Source organism: Kitasatospora purpeofusca (genome assembly GCF_036010405.1).
Taxonomy (GTDB): Bacteria; Actinomycetota; Actinomycetes; order Streptomycetales; family Streptomycetaceae; genus Kitasatospora; species Kitasatospora purpeofusca.
Genome location: NZ_CP108561.1, coordinates 6,918,478 through 6,936,141, shown reverse-complemented (window position 1 = coordinate 6,936,141; position 17,664 = coordinate 6,918,478). Strand labels below are relative to the sequence as shown.

Genomic DNA, 17,664 nt, shown 5'->3' with positions numbered 1-17,664 from the left:
CGGGGCGGTGCGGCGGCTCAGTGGCGCGGTACGCCCAGCGCCGGCTGGGAGTACGTGGTGCCGTTCTCCTGCACGAACACGTAGCGGTCGTCGGTGCGGCCCAGCCAGGGGGTGCCGTACAGGGACGCCTTGCGGAGGTCGGTCCGTTCGACGGTGCGGCCGTCCGCCCCGGCGAGACGGTGCACGACGTCGAGGTTGCGGCCCCGTTCGACGGCCACCAGCGGGCCGTCCGGCGCGGCGGTGACGGCCAGCACCTGGCCGTCCACCTTACGTTCCCAGGCCCGGGAGCCGTCCGTCAGCGAGTGGGCGACGACGAACTCGCTGTTCAGCTCGCCGGGCCGGGCGGCAGCGGCGACCAGCAGGTCGCCGACCACCGCCGCCGGGCGGACCGGGCGGAGGCGGAACGAGGCGTAGAGCTTCTGGAGGGACGTCAGCTCGTAGTCGGCCGAGGAGACCGGGATCGTCGCCCGGGGCGCTCCGTCAACGGCCGCGAAGGAGAGGACGGCGTCGATGCCCCGGTTGCCGCGCTCGGTCAGGCGGACGGTGGGCGGGTCGACGGCGAGCACGGCCGCGGTGGCGGGTTCGTTCTCCGCGCCGAGGTTCGTCCGCCACTGGGCCGCGCCGGTCGGGGCGAAGGCGCGCAGCCAGGTGGCCCCCGTCCCCGTCGCCGTCGCCGGGTCCGCGGTCGCGCAGTACTCGACGGCCACGACGCGGGCGGCCGAGGCGGACAGCGCGCGGAAGCCGCACCCGGCGGTCGGCGCCGCCGTCCAGGCCGGGGCGCCGTCCCGCAGGCCGAAGGCGGCGAGCTGGTCCCCGTCCAGGGCCACCAGGGTGGCGGGGCCGGCGAGTTCGATCGCCGAGGGCCGGACGCCGTCCTTGCGCCACAGCTCGCGCCCGGTGCGCAGATCGACGGCGGCGAGCTGGTCGCACGGCGCGGGGGCGCTGCCGTAGCCGACGGCGGCCAGCCCGTCGACGGCGGGCGAGACCGCGCAGACCGACTTCCGGGGAGGTGCGTCCAGCGTCCAGGCGGACTCGCCCGTCCGCGCGCGGTAGGCGTCGAAGCGGTCGGCGCGCGCCCGGACGACGGTCTCGCCGTCCTGCCAGACGGCCACCGCCACGGTCTGGGCGGGCTGGTCCGCCGGAGCCGACCAGGCGGGGCTCACGGACGGCGGCCCCTGTAGGCGGCCGAACGCCAGCGCGCTGCCGGGCACCGCCAGCGCGCAGCAGAGGACCGCCGCGATCAGACGGCCCTTCTTCGGCCCCTCGGACAGGAAGGCAGCGATGAACAGGGCGATCGCCACGAAGACGCCGACGATGCCGGTCGCCAGCATGGCCGATGTCCCCGGCGGGCAGGGTCCCGCGATCCCGCCGCAGGCGCCGCCGGCCTCGGACAGCGCCGACCCTCCCATGGCGAACCCCACGGCCGCCGCCCCGACCACCGCTCCCCCGAGGCCCCCGCAGACCAGTCGCCGTCTCGCCCCGCGCCGCTCCATGAACCCGCCCCCGTGATGGTCGTCCGCCGAAGTCCGGGCACTCTACCGAGGCCGGGTGGCTGCGGCGTCGCGCGGGGTGGACCCGTCCCGGACCGCCCCCGTAGGACAGCGTCCCGCCGCCGATGCCGAGCCCGCCGGGGCCCTCCGTGGTGAGCATCTCGTCCAACTCGGCCTGCGGGAGCAGCCGTCCGCGCATCAGCGCGGAGAGGAACCGGGTGAGGTCGTCGGTCGTGGAGATGATCTCCCCGGCCGCGCCGGCCGTCGACGGGTTGAGCTCGGTGGTGTCCAGGGGCGTCGGCGACCCGCCGAACAGCTTCGAGCAGCCGCGCGCGTGCGGCCGGGGCACGGCGGTGGCGGTGCCGGGCACGCTGGTGCCGCCCAGGCCGAGCGGCCGGACGATCCGCCGCTCGATCTCCGCGCCGTACGGGTGCCCGGTCACCTCGGCCACGATCATCCCGGCCAGGATGTAGTTGGTGTTGGAGTACTCGCGCTTCGCACCGGGGGCGAAGACCGGCGGGTGCGACACGGCGATCCGCACCAACTGCTCGGGTGTCCAGGTGTCGTAGCGACGACTCAGGAACTGCGGCGTGAACAGGACCGCCGCCATTCCGGGGTCGTCGTCGTAGGCGAACAGCCCGCTGGTGTGGTTGAGCAGTTGCCGGACGGTGATCGCCGAGCCGTCGTTCCCGTTCCCGCTCACCACGCCCGGCAGCCACCTGTCCACCGTGTCGTCGAGGTCGAGTCGCCCCTCGGCCTGGAGCTGGAGGAGCACGGTCGCGACGAACATCTTGGTCACGCTGCCGATCCGGAACCGCTCCCGGGTCGACCGGGGCTGCCCGGTCGCGGTGTCGGCGGTTCCGATCGCCGTTGTCCAACTGTCCTGCCCCGACCGGGCCGTGGCGATCATCCCGGGCAGCCCCTCCGCCCGGACGGCCGTGTCCATCGCCGCCCTCGTCCCGCCGTGACCGCTCCCGCCGGTCGCACCGCTCCCGCCGATCCCGCCGCTCCCGCCGGCCGTCGCCGGGAGTGCCGTCCCCACCACCAGTGCCGACGCCGCCGCCGCCACCCCGACTCCGCGCCGAAGCGCCCGCCGCTGTGCCCTCTGCCGTGCCCACTGCTGTGCCCGCTGCCGTGTCATGCAGATCTCCTGAGGTCCGTCGCCCTCGCCCCCCGTCCCCGCGCAGGTCGACGAGCCGGGCGGCCCCGGAGTTCCGGCCGCCCGACCCTTGGCCCGCAAACCGTCCGCGTGGACGAACGGCCCCGGAGTTCCGGGGTTCGGGGTACCCCTAATGGGCCGATTCACCCCCCATGAGCATGGGATGTCGCCCCACCGAACGGCATTGCGAGGATTCGGCGTGCGGCGCCCGGATCCGGCCACGGGAGCGGGCGTTGCACGCCGCACTCGGTGCCCGGCCCGCTCCCGCAGCAACACTCCGGGAGCGTCGGACGTTCACCGATGGAGCATCAAATCCCTTGCACAGTACGCACGTTGGCGGACGATCCGGCTCCGGCGTACTGGCGCCCGACGTTCCGGAACGCCGTCTCCGCGCGGAACGGGATCCCGGCACGTCGCCACCAGAAGGAGGACCCCGTGCCACCACCCCGATCGGTCCGCCGTCCGATGACCGCACTGCTGGCGGCGGTCGCGGCGCTCACGTGCGCGATCGCCCCGGCCGCCGCAGCCGCTCCCGGACCGACCTCCTCCTCCGCCGCCGCCGAACCGCCGCGGCTGCGCTCGCTGTACGTCGCGATGCCGGACGGCGTCCGGATCGCCGTCGACGTCTGGCTGCCCGCCGGAACCACCCCCGGCAAGCGGCTGCCGACCGTCCTGGAGACCGAACGGTACTGGCGCTCCCGCGAGCACCCCGGCGGGCCCGAGAACGACCCCCGGGCCGGGAAGGCCGGCGGCTGGAACGACCGCGGCTACGCCTACGTCGTGACCGACCTGCGCGGCACCGGAGCCTCGTTCGGCACGCTCACCGCCGAACTCGGCACCGCCCTGATCAACGACAGCGGCTCGCTCGCCGACTGGATCGCCGCCCAGCCGTGGTCCAACGGCCGGGTCGGGACGACGGGCGTCTCCTACGGCGGCGACACCGCCATGCTCGCCCTCGGCCTGCGCAACCACCACATCACCGCCGCCGCGCCGAACTCCTACGACTTCGACCCCTACGAGGACCTGGTCCGCCCCGGTGGGCTGCTGATCGAGCCGCGGGTCGCCGTCTACGGCATGCTGCTGCGGATCCTCGACGGGACCGGCGGCACCACCTGCGCGACCAGCGACGAGACCCGGCGGCTCTGCGACGAGTACGGGCTGACCGGCACCGCGCCGAAGCCCGTCGACGGTCCGGACGGCCCCGCGCTGCGCGCCGCCGCCCGCGCCGAGCACGCCGGGAACGCCAACCTCGTCGACTTCGCCCGCAACGGCGCGCACCGGGACTACGCCAGCGGCCCGCAGAGCTGGAAGGTCACCGCCGTGGCACCCCGGAGCGGCGCCATCGAGGCGGGCGGCGTCCCGGTCCTGACCGACGCCGGCTGGCTCGACGCCGGTACGCCCAACGGCGTGCTGTCCCAGTTCACCGGCCTGTCGAACACCCAGGAGAGCTGGATCGGCCCCTGGAACCACGGCCAGGGGTACCTCGCCGACCCGTTCCTGCCCAGCCGCCCGCTCACCGGGGCCGAACGCCGGGAGATCGGCGAGCGCACCGTCGCGTTCTTCGACCGCTACGTCAAGCACCACGAACGCCCCGACGGCGAGCGGCTCGTGCACTACTACACCCTCAACGAGGGCACCTGGCGGACCACCGACCGCTGGCCGGTCCCCGGGACGGCGAACCGGCGGCTCTACCTCGCCGACGGCAACACCCTCGGCCGGAAGCCGCAGCAACCGGCCCCCGGCCGGCCCGACAGCGACCCGCTGACCCTCGCTCCCACCGCCGGCACCGGCCCGCTCGACCGCTGGAACACCAACCTCAGCGGCGACCCGGTCAGTTACCCCGACCGGGCCGCCGTCGACCGCGACCTGCTCAGCTACACCAGCCAACCCGTCCAGCAGGACACCCGGGTGACCGGCCTCGGCCGGGTGACCCTCGACGTGACGGGCGTCAGCGGCGCGAGCGACGGCGCCTTGCACGTCTACCTGGAGGACGTCACCCCGGACGGCCGCGTCACCTACATCACCGAGGGCCAACTCGCCCTCGCCGACCGGGCGGTGGCCTCCCGGTGGAGCAACCCCGACTGGCGCCGGCTGCGCACCCCGCGCACCTTCGCGGCCGCCGACTCCACCCCGTTCCCGCAGGGCACGCCCCAGCGCGTCACCCTCGACCTCCAGCCGACCTCGGTCCTCTTCAAGGCCGGCGACCGGATCCGGCTCACCGTCGCCGCCGCCAACCCCGACTCCTTCGAACTCCGGCCCGCCGACGGCAGGGCCGCCTACACCATCGGCCGCGGCACCGTCCGGCCCTCCTACGTCGACCTGCCGGTGGTCGACTGAGCGCCCGCACCCCGGCGGGCGCTGTACCCCACCCGGCCCCGGGCCGTCGGCGCACACCGCGCCGGCGGCCCGTCCGGCCTGCGTCGACCCGCGTCGGCCTGCTTCGGCCACGACCGGTCGCCCCCGGTCGCGGGCATGGAAGCCCGTCGCGAAAGTAACGCTTGTGTCACGACCGAAGATCGCGTGCAGCAGCCGCGAGCCGGGCTCCGTCAGGTTCAGCGGGGGAGCCAGGGGGGCTTCGGGGGGGACGAAGATGTTCGACAGAGATCAGCCGGGTGACCATGCGAAGCGCTGACGTCCCCGCCTTCACGGCCTTCGTGCATGCACGCTCCTCGGCCCTCTTCAGGACCGCGCTGCTGCTCACCGGCGAGCGTCATCTGGCCGACGACCTGGTGCAGTCCACGCTGGAGCAGGTCTGTCGGAACTGGCGCCGAGTCCGCTCCGCCGACGCACCGGAGGCCTACGCGCGCCGGATCCTGGTGAACATCGCCAACGACCGCTGGCGCAAGTTGCGCGGACACAAGGAAGTACCCCTGGACGACGGGATCGGGGACGAGTACGTCGATCCGTACAAAGGGCTCGTGGTCCGCGACGCGTTGATGCGCGAGCTGCAGTCCCTGCCGATCGGCATGCGCACCGTCCTGGTACTGCGGTACTTCGAGGATCTCGACGACGCGGAGATCGGCCACCTGATGAACATCTCGGCCGGCTCGGTCCGGTCCCAGATCGCCCGGGGCCTGTCGAAACTCCGGTCGACCGTCGACGCCCAGCCAGTGCACTCACGTTCCGGAGGGGTGGCATGAAGGACTACGACCTGGAGCAGGAGCTGGCCGCGGCCATGCTCGACCGTTCACGACAGGAACCGCCGGGCGGCTACGACGTCGACGGCCTCGTCGGGTCGGTACGGCGCCGCCGCCGGCGCCTGCAGGCCGGTGCGGCGGCCGCCGTGGCGATCGTGGCCCTGGGCGCCGGCTTCCTGTCCCGCGCCGATCACGACCGCGTCTCGCTGCCCGTCCAGGCACCGACCGCGCCGAGTGCCGTGCTGCCGCCTGCTCCCCCGCCCGTCGAGCCACCCTCGGCTTCGCCCTCGCCCTCGGCCTCGGCTTCGGATTCGGCCTCGAAACCGGCCGACCCGGCCCGGACGACGAGCACCCTGTTCCTCGCCGCCCTGCGCTACCAGAACCCGGCCGCCCGCTCCCAGGTGGACCTGGTGGCGGTAGCGGCCCTGTTCGCCGACGAGTCGACGTACCAACGGATCTGGGGCGCCGACTCCACCGGTGCGACCTGCGGTTCCTCGGTCGACGGCGTGCTGGTGGCGGGAGAGGTCCTGCTGTACCAGGGGGTCGAACGGCTCGACCGGGCCCCCTCCCCGACCTTCGACGCCACGGGGAAGGTGACCGACCTGACCTGCCGAACGGTCGCCGGAGGCAGCAAGGGCGGCGGCGACCCCACGGTTTCCGGCTTCTACGGCGGGCTGGTGGCGGCCGCCAAGTCCGGTGACTCCACGGCGATGTCGAGGCTCGGGAGACAGTTCGTGACCGCGAACCTCCGCTCCGTCCAGGGCCCGACCGCCGGGACCTGTTCCTCCGCCACCACCCCGTTCTGGCTCGCCGACAACCCCTCGTCCGGAACCCTCACCCACGGATGGACCGTGAACCTCGGCGGCCCGTACGCGTTCCCGATCGAGATCGACGAGAACGCGAAGATCGCCACGTCCTGCGGCAAGTGAGCCGCACCGGCCGCCCCTGAGGCCGACGACACCGGACCGCGCCCGCACGGCGGCGCGTCCGGCAACCCCTGCACGCCCTTGACCGCCCTTGGCCGCCCTCGGTGGCCAACAGGCGATGTCCGCATGCCCGGACATCGGAGAGCGAGTACCCGCATGAAGCACCGGACAGCCCTCACCATTCCCGTACTCGTGGGCGCCGCCCTGGTGGCCCGCGTCCTGGTCCAGACCCCGGGCCCCGCCGAGGGCGCCCCTTCCGGCCCGCCGCCGACGGCAGCGCCGGCAAGCCCGTCGGCGCCGTCACCGCCGGGCGTGCCTTCCGATCCGGCACCTGCCGCCACGGGTACGACAACGCCGGAGCAGGCCGTACGCCTCGCGCTCGACGGACTCGGGGCACACCGCGGCCGCTACGCCCTCGCCGTCGAGGACCTCACCTCGGGCCGCTCGGCCGCCTACGGTTCACCCGCTTCGTCCACCGAGACCTTCACCTCCGCGAGCATCGTCAAGGTCGACATCCTGGCCGCCCTGCTGCTGCGGACGCAGGACCGCGGCGGCCGACTCAGCGCCGCTCAGCAGCAACTGGCCTCCGACATGATCCGCGTCAGCGACAACGACGCGGCACAGCGACTCTGGGCCGAGATAGGCGGGCGCCAAGGTCTGGACGCCGCCAACGCCCGACTCGGACTCTCCTCGGCACACGCCGGGCAAAAGGTGCCCTGGGGCCTGACCCGGACCACGGCCCGCGACCAAATCGCCCTCCTGAAAGCCGTGTTCACCCAGGACTCTCCGCTGAATACCGCCTCCCGTTCGTACCTGCGGACCCTCATGGGCACCGTCAGCGAGGGCCAGAACTGGGGCGTCGGCGCAGCCGGCACACCCGGCACCCCGCCCGTACTCAAGAACGGCTGGCTCCCGGACGGGACGACTCGGCTGTGGATCGTCAACAGCGTGGGCATCGTCGAACGCGCGGGCCACAGCCTGCTGGTCGTCCTCACCGACGGCCAGCCCACCCAGGAGACCGGCATCGGACTCGTCGAGCGGGTCGCGGCAGCTGCGGTCGAGGCCCTGGTGCCAACGCCGTGAGCACCGTCTCGGGCGGCTTCTGCAAGGATGGACGGCGCGTCCCGGGGCTCGCTTCCGGCCCGAAAGGTGCCCATGATCAGGGAGGCTTGCGATGCCGTCGAGCGCGCCCGACTTCGCTGAACCTCTCGGACGGTGCGAGCGCTCCGCCGTCCATCGGGAACTGCGGGACTCCTACGCCCCGACCGAACGGTTCGAGGCGTGGCGGCGCGGTGACCGAATCTCCTGGGACGCCAGGGAGTCCTGGTGGCATCCCTATGACCAGCTGATCACCGACACCGTGGCTCGCGGTGTGGTCGTCCGTCGGGCCCGGATCGTCTCCGAGCCCGTTTCCGAGTACATCCGGTGGGAGCACTACGTCACTCACGCGAACGTCGCGGCCGGCGAGGATGTCCGTTGGCTGCCTCGACGGCGGGCCACGAGCATTCCGCTGCCGGGGAACGACTTCTGACTGTTCGACGGAGCACTGCTCCGAGTGCACCACTTCTCCGGCGACGGCGCGGTGGTCGAGGACGAGATCACCGCGGACCCGGAAACCGTGAAACTGTGCGCCACCGCGTTCGAGGCGGTCTGGGAGCGGGCGGTCCCGCATCACCTGTACGAGATCTGACGAAGGCCCGGCTCCCTTCATACCCGCGTATCCCCCGGAAGGAGCTGTCCGGCCCGACCGTTCGGGAAGGATCGTTTGCAGTCCGACGGTTGTCGGGCGAAAGCCCCGGTGTCGGTCCGGGGCTTTCTCGCGTTCCGGGGCTATTCGGCGGGGGTGCCGTGGAGGAGGAGGGGGAGGTGGGCGCCGCGGGTGAGGGCGTCGAGGGCGTGGGTGGTGCGGCGGTGGTGGTCGGGGTGCATGGTGTCGGCGAGTTGGGCGCGGTGGAGCCAGTGGACGGCGGTGACGGTGTGGGGCGGTCGGTGGCGGGCGACGGTGGATTCCTGGGCGGGGCTGAGGCGTCCGCCCCAGTGGACGAGATGGAGGGCTTCGGGGAGGAGTCGGGTGGGGGTGTGGTCGGTGGCGAGGATCTTGCGCAGGGGCAGGACGAGGCCGGTCTGGGTGTCGGTGTGGCGGCGGGCGGCGTGGTGGGGGAGTTCGTTGGCTTCTGCGGGTCCGCCGGGCAGGACGAGGCCGGACTGGTGGGTGGTGCCGATGACGAGGAGGGCGCCGTCGCGGTTGAGGATCAGGGCGTGGTGGTTGTGGCGTCGGCGGGGTGGGGTGGTGAGGAGGGTGGGGAGGTGGTGCAGCACGGTGGGGCTCCTGGGGGTGGTCAGTTCTCGGTGTCGGGGCTGTCGGGGGTGAGCCAGGTGAGGCAGGCGGGGAGTCCGGCGCTGATGCCGGTGGCGAGGATCAGTCCGAAGATGAGGAGTTGGGGTCCGAGGGGTCCGTCGTGGATGGGCCAGCAGACGAGGGCGGCGGCGAGCGCGCTGAGGGTGGGGACGGTGACGGCGGCGACGACGAGCCGCAGCGAGCGGTTCACGCCACGTCGGCGACGCGGGGCCGGCTGGGGTGCTGGACGGTGAGGAAGCGGGGGGTGGGGAGGGCCTGGATGCGGTTGGGCTTGGTGGTCCACTCGCAGCCGCCGGCCTCGTGACGGAGGTAGACGAGCCCGGCGAGGGTGTCCATGTAGACCGCTTCGAGGGGCTTGCCGGAGGTGTCGAGGTGCGCGAGGTCGCGCACGATCTCCCCAACGGCAGGCTTGTACACGGGAATGCGGGGGTGCGAGGGCATGTTGGCTCCACTGGTTGCACTGTGCATTGGAATCACTACGACCGGTATCCATGGTGGAGCTGGGGGGGCTACGATCGGAAGGTCTTTAACTCTCTAGTTCACGCTGCTTTAAGTGGGGCGATCTTGAAGCGCATCACACTTGACCCGACGTCATCTCCGCTTGCTGCCTTCGCGGTTCAACTTCGCAGGTTGCGCGAGGCGCGAGGACTGACTCAGGTCGAACTCGGCACCCTAGTTCGATACTCCAGCGTCTACATCTCGAACGTGGAGACGGCAAAGCAGGCTCCGAGCTTAAAGTTCGTCCAGCGGGCCGACGAGGCGCTGACAGCCGGTGGGGCACTGGAGCTGCTGTGGTGGAGCTGGAAGAACGGAGCGCTCATCCCGGGATTCCCCGAGTACACCACCAAGGAGCGCGAGGCGATCTGCATACGGCTCTTTGAGACGAGCATGGTGCCAGGCGTTCTGCAACACCCGGACTACTCCGCTGCATACGAGGCTGCCATCGTGCGCCGGGGCGAGGCCACTCGCTCACAGGCCGATGAGCGACTTCAACTCCTCTCAGCTCGAAAGAAGTTACTGGAGCGGACTCTGACCATCCATGTTGTTCTGGACGAGACTGTCCTCCACCGGCCGATCGGCGGCCCAGGTGTCATGGTGCAGCAGATGACCCACCTGGAGAGCCTGTCCGCTCAGCCGAACGTCGTCCTCCAAGTAACGCCGTTCAGCCTGGGCGAGGAGCGCCCCTTCTCACACTCGGTAACGCTGCTCACCATGCCCAATCGGGCGATGGTCGGATACACCGAGACGCTTCAGCGCGGCTACCTGGAGCAGGATGCCGAGATCGTCGCGGGCTGGGCAAGAAAGTACGATCGCCTCCAGGTGGACGCACTTCCCCGGGCGGACAGCCTGACCATGATTCATGAGGCACGGAAGGAACTTGAACGCCATGCACGTTGATCTATCGGGCGCCGAGTGGCGCAAGAGTTCACACAGCAACGGCGGAGGCGGATGCATCGAGGTCTCCGATGGCTACGCCGACGTCATGCCGGTTCGAGACTCCAAGGACCCGCAAGGCCCCTCCCTGCTCTTCCCCGCCGACGCCTGGCGCGCCTTCGTCACCGCCGTCCAGGGCGGCGAGTTCGGCACCGTCTGAACCCCAGCACCATCGATGAGCCCCGACCGCTGAACCGGTCGGGGCTCACCTCGCTCTCCACCCGTGTGCGTACTCGATGTTCAGGACACCTGGCCCCTTCACCGGACCCTTCGCCGTCAGATCCCCCGCGTGATGCAACATCACGCTGTCGTACGGTGACCACGGAGTCCCCGCCAGCGCGCGAGCCGGACCCTCCCGCACCAGCAAATGCACCTGTGCGCCGGTCCACCGGAACGCCGCCGCGCTCCCGGTCAGGAACAACGTCTCGGCCGCGAACCCGAACCTCAACTCGTCCCGCCGCCACTCCTTCGGCTCCTTCTCCCCAGAGAAGTCCGTCTCCGGGATCTCCATCACCTGCGGCCGGCCCGCCCCCAACCCCGCCCGCACCGCCTTCCACCGCGACACCGGAAACCCCAACCCGCCCTGCACCAGCACCAGGTCCACCACCGGCGACTGGAACCACCCCGGCAGCCTGCCCGGCCCCTCCCGCTCGGCCCGCAACGGCACGTACACCAGCGACCGCCGCGACCGCGCCGCCAACCCCCACGCCGCCGCCACGTTCCGGGCCCCCTCCAGGTCCACGAACATGTCCAGCGACCATTCCTTCCGGAACAGCACCGTCCGCCCCGACCTCGGGACGGCCTTCACCACCCGGTACTCCTCGCCACCGTGCCGCACCCGGTGGACCGTCGTCCTCAACTCCACCAGGCAGTCCTACCCCGCCCGTACGCCCTCTGTCCCCCGGGTTTCCCTTCCCCTACCGTGGATCGCAGGCCTACCGAAGGGAACTCCTGGACCATGTCGTGGCGGAAGAGCACCTACAGCGGCCAAGGCGGCGAATGCGTCGAGATCGCCGACGACCACCCCGGCCTCGTCCCCGTCCGGCACTCCCAGGACCCCGCCGGCCCCGCCCTGCTCTTCCCCGCCGACGCCTGGCGCGCCTTCGTCACCGCCGTCAAGCACGACGAGTTCGACATCCTCTGACACCCGGGGCCCTCCCCCGCCGCGTCCGGCTGACCCGCACCCCCTCCGGCTGCTTCGATGGGCGGATGCGCGAAGCAGCCGCCCCAACTCCCCCACCACCGCCGCTCGCCGAAGTACTCGGTGTGCGCCGGATCCGGCTCGCCGAGGTCGCCGCACCTCGCCTCACCGCCGAGGAGCGGCACGCCCGGGACCAGGTCTGGGCGACCATGGTCCTGGCCAATCCCACCCTCTTCGACGGGCCCGCGGTGGCCTGCGCGGACACCTCCTGGCCAAGACCCGGCGAACTCCACATCTCCTGGTCCCGGGTGACCTACCGCCACTACGCCCTGCGGCGCGTCCCCTCCGCCACCGCCCCCACCGCCTCGCTCTCCGTCAGCGTCCTCCAGACCACCGACGACGGCCGTCTGCTCGTCGGCCGGATGTCCCCCACCACCGCCGCCCCCGGGCGCTGGCAGTTCCCCGGCGGCTCCGTCGAACCCCCGCCGGACGGCGAGCGCCTCGACCTCGCCGCGCTGCGTCGCAACGCCGTCCGCGAGCTGGCCGAGGAGACCGGAGTCACCGCCGCCCCCACCGAGTTGGAGCTCCGGGCCGTCACCCGTGGCCAGTACGGCAGCGTCGGCGTGCTGTTCCTCGCACCGCCCCTCCCCGAAGCCTCCCTGCGCGAGCACTTCACCGCCCTCGCGCCGCCGGAACGCGAACTGGTCGAGCTGGCCTTCGTCCGCTCCCCCGCCGACCTCCCGGGCCTGCCCGGCCCGCACGCCGACTACCTCACCCCGGTCCTCCGCCACCTCACCCGGCAACAGGCAGGGCTGCGGCGTCGGACGCCCTGACCGGCCGGGACATCCGGCCGGCACTTGACCTGAACCTCGGTTGATGTACGAGGGTCGTGCCATCGAACGGCGAGACGAGGAGATTCCGATGACACAGCCCACGATCCTGGTGACCGGCGCGACCGGACGGGTCGGCGGTTCGGTGGTGGCCCAACTGCACGCGGCGGGCGTACCCGTGCGGGCCCTGGTGCGGGGGGAGGTGGGCTTCCCTGAGGGCGTGCGGGCGGTACGGGGCGACCTCGGCGACCCCGCGTCACTGGGCGAGGCCCTGGAGGGCGTCGACGCCGTGTTCCTGGTCTGGCCCTTCCTGAGTGCCGAGGGCGCCGCGGAGGTGATCGACGCGATCGGGAAGCACGCCCGACGGGTGGTCTACCTGTCGTCCGCCGGGGTCGGGGACGGGACGGACGTACCGGGCGACCCGATCACCGCCTTCCACACGGAACTGGAGCGGCTGATCGAGGCGTCGGGCCTCGAACGGACGGCGCTGCGGCCCACCGGCTTCGCGAGCAACACGCTGGGCTGGGCGGAGGAACTCCGCGCGACCGGCGCGGTCCGGGCGCCGTTGCCGCAACTGGCCCGCCCGTTGATCCACGAGGCCGACATCGCCGCCGTCGCCGTCCGGGCACTGACGACGGACACCCTGCTCGGCGCCCGCCCCCTGCTCACCGGCCCCGAACCGGTCACCCAGGAACGGCAGGTGGCGCTGATCGGCGAGGCGGTCGGACGGCCGCTGCGGTTCGAGGAGATCACACCCGCCGAGGCCGCCGAGCGGATGAGGGCCGCGGGCTGGCCGGCGGAGCTGGTGGCGGCCGTGCTCCCGGCCCAGGCGGCCATGCTCGACCACCCGGAGCCCGTCAACGACGCCGTGGAGCGCATCACGGGAATCCCTGCCCGGTCCTTCCGGGAGTGGGCGGTGGACCACGCGGCGGACTTCCGCTGAGCGGGGCACCGTTCAGGACGCCGTTCAGGACGCCGGTCAGGACGCCGGTCAGACGGCACCGAAGCGCCGGCGGGCCTCCTCGATCGCGTCCAGGTGGCGGTGCGTCCAGTCGCACATGGCGTCCACCGTGGCGCGCAGGGCCCGGCCGGGCCCGGTGAGGGTGTACTCGACGCGCGGCGGCACCGTCGGGTGCACCGTGCGCTCCACCAGGCCGTTGCGCTCCAGCAGGCGCAGGTTCTGGGTGAGCATCTTGTGGCTGATGCCGTCGACCTCCTTGCGCAGCTCGGTGAAGCGCAGGGTGCCGTCGCCGATCGCCTCGACGATCAGCAGCGCCCACTTGTTGGCGATGTCCGAGAAGATCTCCCGTGCCAGCGAGTCCGCCCGCATCGCGTCCGCCCGGTCCGTCGTCGTCGCCGAGCCGTTGACCTGCTTGCTCACCTTGAGGTTCCCCAGTCACCGAAAAGTGCGTTCTTCCACGTCGGCGACCACTCTCCTACGGTGACCGAGTCACCACAAGAGAGCACGAGGAGGCGGAAGCCGCCATGGCCATCACCCTGCTGAACCCCGACGGACTGCCCACGATCGACGTCTACCACCAAGCGGCGGTGGCCACCGGCTCGCGGACGGTGTACATCGCCGGACAGGTCTCCTGGGACGCCGACGGTGCCACCGTCGGCGCGGGCGACCTGGCCGCCCAGGTCGAGCAGTGCTACCTCAATGTCGCCACCGCCCTGGCCGGGGCGGGCGCGACCTTCGACGACGTCGCGAAGCTGACCGTCCACGTCGCCAATTGGACGCCCGACCAAATGCCGCTGCTCCTGGAGGGCATCCGGCGCGCCACCGCGAAGATCGGCACCACCGCCACCCCGCCGGCCACTCTGCTCGGCGTGGCGGCCCTTGACGTGCCCGAGCACCTGGTCGAGGTGGAGGCCGTCGCCGTCCTCGACTGAGCCCGGGCCGCCGCTCCCCGCGCAGGAAGTCGGACCCGCCGACTTCCTGCGCGGCGGGCGGGCCCCGGTGCACGGGGCCCGCGGGGGTGGGAGATCATGATCGCCACCGACGCCCACCGAGAGTGTGACCATGCGATTCCCCTGGCGCCGCCGCCCCACCGCTCCCACCGCCGCACCGGCCGACACCGAGGACGACCTGCACCTCGCCCGCCAGATCGCCTACCGGGCCGCCCGACGGGACCACCCCTCGACCATCGAGATCCTGGCGCTCGGCGAGGAGGCGCTGGTGGACGAGGCCGGGTACGCGCTCGCCGTGCGCGTCCTGGAGAACGTCCAGAACCTCACCTCCCACGGCCTCGACGAATTCCGCTCCCCCGAGGACATCCGCACGCTGCTCGGCCCCCGGAGCGCGATCTGCTGGGACACTCTGACCGGCTTCTGGAACGACGTCGCCGACTGGAGACGGCACAACGGAGCGCCGTTGGAGTCCTCCGCCCCGCTGCTCGCCGTCGAGAACGAGGAACTGCGGCTGCTCCTGTGGACGTCGAACCGGACCCTCCCCACCGGCGAGAAGCTCGGCATCGCCGACGCCGTGCGCTACGAGAGGGCCGTTGGGGCGAGCCTGCCCGAGTACAGCCACCTCGCGGCGGCCCTGAGCGCCGCAGGGGAGGGCGGCTCCTGACCCCGCCCTCCCCCTGGCGTGGGAAGTCGGACCCGCCGACTTCCCACGCGCACCACCCTGCGGGAATGGATCATCAGCAGGACCCGTGGGCGGCGCTCCTCCACCCTCCCGTGCCGTCGGCGCGGCTCGGGCGGGAATGGCTGCACGGGATCGGGCTCGGCCCGGCCGTGCCCGAGGACGTACTGCTCGCCCTGCTCGACGCCGGGCACGCCGACTTCCTGCTGCGCTCGGACCTGCCCCCGGCCGTCCTGGACGCCGCCGTGGCCAGCCCGCACCGGCAGGTCTGGGGCCGGGCCGCCGAGAACGGGCAGCTCTCGGCCGCCCAGTGGGACCGCCTGCTGACCGCCAGGGCCGGAAAGCCTGAGCACGCCCTGCTGACGGAACTGGCGGCGGACGCGGCCGCCTACCGCGAGCGGGCACCCCGGCGGCGGGGTGTCGAACCCGCGCCCGAGGCCGACGCCCGGCCGCCCGCGACCTCGGAGGAGATCGCCGCACTGGCCGACGCCGTCCCGGACATCGACCCCCGGGACCGTACCTACGCCCTGTGGTGGGTCGCCGCCCTGTTCGACGACCCGGACGCCATGCGGCAGTTGGCCGGCTCCCCCCGGCTCCGGATCCGCCGCAGCGTCGCCCGCGCGCCCCGACTGCCCACCGATGTGGTCGAAGTCCTCGCCCGTGACGAGGACTTCGCCGTCCGGCTGTTCCTCGCCGAGTCCTGCGACGACGCCCCCTCCTGGCTGCTGCTCGACCTCTGGACGGACGGCCGGGACGGCACCTTCTCCTTCCCCGACCGCCCGCTCAAGCACCCCAACTTCCCACGCGCCGACCTGCTGCGCTTCGCCGACGACCCCCACCCGCGCCTGCGGATGCTCGCCCTCGACGACCCGGCAGCCCCCGCCGCCCTCGCCGAACGATTCGCCCACGACCCCGATCCCGTGGTCCGGGCCCGCGCCCACCGCCACCCGGCCCTCCCCCCTGCACTGCTGGCAACCCTGCTCCAGGACCCGGCCACCGCCGGGAATGCCGCCACCAACCCGGCGCTGCCGGCGGCCGTCATGCACCGCATGATCACGGCGGCGGCGGAGCCTGCGGAGTAGGAAGTCGGCCGGGCCGACTTCCTACTCCGGGGCACACCGGCGTCAGCGGCGCAGCGTTCGCCGGGCCAGAGCAAGGGTGACCTCGACCGTGTCGCTCCAGGAGCAGACCTCCAGCCAGGAGAGGTAGCCGGCCTCGGCGAAGGCCAGGACTTCGCCGGGGCAGTCGCCGTTCTCGGTCAGGATCTGGGCTTCGGCGGCCACCACCGTGCCCGGCCCTGAGGCGGCCGGCCGGACTTCGGACCGGTCGAGGTCGAAGTAGGCCGTGCCGCAGCCGCAGGTGCACCGCCCCGAGACGCTCAGGTGGGGCACCTGGGCGCGGAGCGCAGCATGAACCGGATCGTCGGCGTCGAGGAGGGCGTCGAGCACGTCGGCGACATCAGCGGGAAGAGCCTCGGTCATGGCCGCACCGTACGTGGCCTCCGGCATCACCGTCGGATGATTGATCCCGAGGCTTCCCGACCGGCCCCTCTGTCGCCGCCGAACGCCATACTGCCTGTCGTGGATCGCGAAGAGCTGATTGCCGCCCTCGAACGACACGGGACCGAGGGGGCCGGCCGTGCCGCGCTCGCCCTGCGTACCGGGATTTCGTTCCAGGTGTGGGCCGGATCGACGACGCCGGCCGGCCGGCTCTTCGCCATCTGGGCATGGCGGGCCGAATGCTTGGCGGAGGACGGCATCGCCGGCCAGTGGGACTTCGGCCAAGGACTCCCCGACCTCCGGCGCGCCGGTGACACCCCCGTCGCCCTGGGGCGGGTGGGGATGGGCGAGGACTCGCACCTGGTCTTCCTGACCGCCGACCTGAGTTCGTGCGTGGCCGTGCTGTAGCTCCGCCCGGAGGGGCCGACGCGGCGAAAATGGCGGGCTCCGCACGCCCCGGCGGAGCAGAATGCGCAGCATGGCGGACATGGCAGCGTTCCGGGACGCGATCACGGCTTGGGCGGCGGGCGGACCCGGTGGGCCGGCGGGGGAACTGGCCGGGCGGGTGGGGGCACGCACGGCCGTCCTGGTGGAGGGGCCGAGCGACCTGGCCGCCGTCGGGACGCTGGCCGCACGCCACGGCCGGGACCTGGCCGGGGACGGGGTGTGCGTGGTCTCCATGGGTGGGGCGATGAACATCGCCCGCTACGCCGAACTGCTCGGGCCGCCGGGGCTGGGGCTGCGCCTCACCGGGCTGTGCGACGCGAACGAGCAGGGCTTCTACGAGCGTGGGCTCGACCGGGCGGGAGCGCCGCGCGAGGGGTTCTTCGTCTGTGTGGCGGACCTGGAGGAGGAGTTGATCCGCGCGCTGGGCGTGGCCCGGGTGGTGGAGATCGTGCGGGCCGAGGGCGACCTCCCGGCCTGGCAGACCTTCGTTCGCCAGCCCGCCCATCAGGGCCGCCCGGCCGAGGGGCAGTTGCGCCGTTTCCTCGGCACCAAGAAGGGCCGCAAGATCCGCTACGGGCATCTGCTGGTGCAGGCCCTGGCCCCCGGGCAGGAGCCTGCCCCGCTGCGCGACCTGCTCGCCGCCGTCTGAGCC

Annotated in this window: 21 protein-coding genes and 2 pseudogenes; 15 read left to right on the top strand and 8 right to left on the bottom strand. The window is 72.6% G+C overall.

The annotated features are described in order from the left end of the window. Positions 1-17: 17 nt before the first annotated feature. Positions 18-1,331, bottom strand: coding sequence for an outer membrane protein assembly factor BamB family protein (locus OG715_RS30400; protein WP_266274095.1), 1,314 nt, complete (start codon positions 1,329-1,331; stop codon positions 18-20). Between the two features lie 319 nt (positions 1,332-1,650). After that, positions 1,651-2,400, bottom strand: a pseudogene (locus OG715_RS30395) (serine hydrolase domain-containing protein); the annotation flags it as partial. Positions 2,401-3,084: 684 nt separating this feature from the next. On the opposite strand from OG715_RS30395, the gene OG715_RS30390 reads away from it, so the two are divergent. From OG715_RS30390 to OG715_RS30370, 5 genes and pseudogenes are all read left to right on the top strand, one after another. Then, positions 3,085-4,986: a CocE/NonD family hydrolase gene (locus OG715_RS30390; protein WP_266274096.1), complete on the top strand. Its 1,902-nt coding sequence runs from the start codon at positions 3,085-3,087 to the stop codon at positions 4,984-4,986. A gap of 281 nt (positions 4,987-5,267) precedes the next feature. Beyond that, on the top strand, positions 5,268-5,789 hold the full coding sequence (locus OG715_RS30385; RefSeq protein ID WP_266274097.1) for a SigE family RNA polymerase sigma factor: 522 nt from the start codon (positions 5,268-5,270) through the stop codon (positions 5,787-5,789). Then, positions 5,786-6,715: a hypothetical protein gene (locus tag OG715_RS30380; RefSeq protein ID WP_266274098.1), complete on the top strand. Its 930-nt coding sequence runs from the start codon at positions 5,786-5,788 to the stop codon at positions 6,713-6,715. The genes OG715_RS30385 and OG715_RS30380 overlap by 4 nt, the downstream gene beginning before the upstream one ends. A gap of 153 nt (positions 6,716-6,868) precedes the next feature. Continuing rightward, complete coding sequence (locus OG715_RS30375) at positions 6,869-7,795, top strand: serine hydrolase (RefSeq protein WP_266274100.1); 927 nt, start codon at positions 6,869-6,871, stop codon at positions 7,793-7,795. Positions 7,796-7,886: 91 nt separating this feature from the next. Further along, positions 7,887-8,402 (top strand): annotated as a pseudogene (locus OG715_RS30370) (DUF6879 family protein). A gap of 140 nt (positions 8,403-8,542) precedes the next feature. Here OG715_RS30370 and OG715_RS30365 read toward each other — a convergent pair. From OG715_RS30365 to OG715_RS30355, 3 genes are read right to left on the bottom strand one after another with little or no spacing between them, the layout of a single operon-like run. Next, a complete protein-coding gene (locus OG715_RS30365; RefSeq protein WP_266274101.1) occupies positions 8,543-9,031 on the bottom strand; it encodes an NUDIX domain-containing protein in 489 nt (162 codons plus the stop codon). Between the two features lie 20 nt (positions 9,032-9,051). Next, complete coding sequence (locus OG715_RS30360; protein ID WP_266274102.1) at positions 9,052-9,261, bottom strand: hypothetical protein; 210 nt, start codon at positions 9,259-9,261, stop codon at positions 9,052-9,054. After that, positions 9,258-9,512 (bottom strand): hypothetical protein, encoded by a 255-nt coding sequence (locus OG715_RS30355; protein ID WP_266274103.1) that lies wholly within the window; start codon positions 9,510-9,512, stop codon positions 9,258-9,260. The genes OG715_RS30360 and OG715_RS30355 overlap by 4 nt, the downstream gene beginning before the upstream one ends. A gap of 123 nt (positions 9,513-9,635) precedes the next feature. On the opposite strand from OG715_RS30355, the gene OG715_RS30350 reads away from it, so the two are divergent. Together OG715_RS30350 and OG715_RS30345 are read left to right on the top strand one after the other, a co-directional pair. Further along, positions 9,636-10,469 carry a helix-turn-helix domain-containing protein gene (locus OG715_RS30350; protein ID WP_266274104.1) on the top strand — a complete coding sequence of 278 codons (834 nt, stop codon included), beginning with the start codon at positions 9,636-9,638 and terminating at the stop codon, positions 10,467-10,469. Then, the gene (locus tag OG715_RS30345; RefSeq protein WP_407661039.1) at positions 10,432-10,665 is read left to right on the top strand and encodes a DUF397 domain-containing protein; all 234 of its coding nucleotides are present in this window, start codon (positions 10,432-10,434) and stop codon (positions 10,663-10,665) included. Before OG715_RS30350 ends, OG715_RS30345 begins: the two co-directional genes overlap by 38 nt. A 45-nt stretch (positions 10,666-10,710) precedes the next feature. On the opposite strand, the gene OG715_RS30340 is transcribed toward OG715_RS30345, so the two are convergent. Further along, positions 10,711-11,370, bottom strand: coding sequence for a hypothetical protein (locus OG715_RS30340; RefSeq protein ID WP_266274106.1), 660 nt, complete (start codon positions 11,368-11,370; stop codon positions 10,711-10,713). Between the two features lie 93 nt (positions 11,371-11,463). Between OG715_RS30340 and OG715_RS30335 the strand changes: the two genes are divergently transcribed. The 3 genes from OG715_RS30335 (at position 11,464) to OG715_RS30325 (ending at position 13,419) form a co-directional block, all read left to right on the top strand. Beyond that, entirely contained in the window at positions 11,464-11,649 is a 186-nt protein-coding gene (locus OG715_RS30335; protein ID WP_266274107.1) for a DUF397 domain-containing protein, read from the top strand. A gap of 65 nt (positions 11,650-11,714) precedes the next feature. Then, positions 11,715-12,479: an NUDIX hydrolase gene (locus OG715_RS30330; RefSeq protein WP_266274108.1), complete on the top strand. Its 765-nt coding sequence runs from the start codon at positions 11,715-11,717 to the stop codon at positions 12,477-12,479. An 88-nt stretch (positions 12,480-12,567) separates the two neighbouring features. Beyond that, positions 12,568-13,419 (top strand): NmrA family NAD(P)-binding protein, encoded by an 852-nt coding sequence (locus OG715_RS30325; RefSeq protein ID WP_266274109.1) that lies wholly within the window; start codon positions 12,568-12,570, stop codon positions 13,417-13,419. 48 nt (positions 13,420-13,467) lie between these two features. On the opposite strand, the gene OG715_RS30320 is transcribed toward OG715_RS30325, so the two are convergent. Continuing rightward, positions 13,468-13,806: a winged helix-turn-helix transcriptional regulator gene (locus OG715_RS30320; RefSeq protein ID WP_266274662.1), complete on the bottom strand. Its 339-nt coding sequence runs from the start codon at positions 13,804-13,806 to the stop codon at positions 13,468-13,470. A gap of 155 nt (positions 13,807-13,961) precedes the next feature. Between OG715_RS30320 and OG715_RS30315 the strand changes: the two genes are divergently transcribed. The 3 genes from OG715_RS30315 to OG715_RS30305 all read left to right on the top strand — a co-directional run bounded on the left by OG715_RS30315 (position 13,962) and on the right by OG715_RS30305 (position 16,148). Beyond that, entirely contained in the window at positions 13,962-14,369 is a 408-nt protein-coding gene (locus OG715_RS30315; RefSeq protein WP_266274110.1) for a RidA family protein, read from the top strand. Between the two features lie 130 nt (positions 14,370-14,499). Then, on the top strand, positions 14,500-15,051 hold the full coding sequence (locus tag OG715_RS30310) for a hypothetical protein (RefSeq protein ID WP_266274111.1): 552 nt from the start codon (positions 14,500-14,502) through the stop codon (positions 15,049-15,051). Between the two features lie 65 nt (positions 15,052-15,116). After that, positions 15,117-16,148 carry a hypothetical protein gene (locus tag OG715_RS30305; RefSeq protein ID WP_266274112.1) on the top strand — a complete coding sequence of 344 codons (1,032 nt, stop codon included), beginning with the start codon at positions 15,117-15,119 and terminating at the stop codon, positions 16,146-16,148. Positions 16,149-16,190: 42 nt separating this feature from the next. Here the strand turns inward: OG715_RS30305 and OG715_RS30300 are convergent, their stop codons facing one another. Then, the gene (locus OG715_RS30300) at positions 16,191-16,547 is read right to left on the bottom strand and encodes a hypothetical protein (protein ID WP_266274113.1); all 357 of its coding nucleotides are present in this window, start codon (positions 16,545-16,547) and stop codon (positions 16,191-16,193) included. Between the two features lie 99 nt (positions 16,548-16,646). Here OG715_RS30300 and OG715_RS30295 point away from each other — a divergent pair, with 99 nt between their 5' ends. Then, positions 16,647-16,973, top strand: coding sequence for a hypothetical protein (locus OG715_RS30295; RefSeq protein ID WP_266274114.1), 327 nt, complete (start codon positions 16,647-16,649; stop codon positions 16,971-16,973). Between the two features lie 70 nt (positions 16,974-17,043). Beyond that, positions 17,044-17,661 carry an ATP-dependent endonuclease gene (locus OG715_RS30290; RefSeq protein WP_266274115.1) on the top strand — a complete coding sequence of 206 codons (618 nt, stop codon included), beginning with the start codon at positions 17,044-17,046 and terminating at the stop codon, positions 17,659-17,661. Positions 17,662-17,664 lie beyond the last annotated feature (3 nt).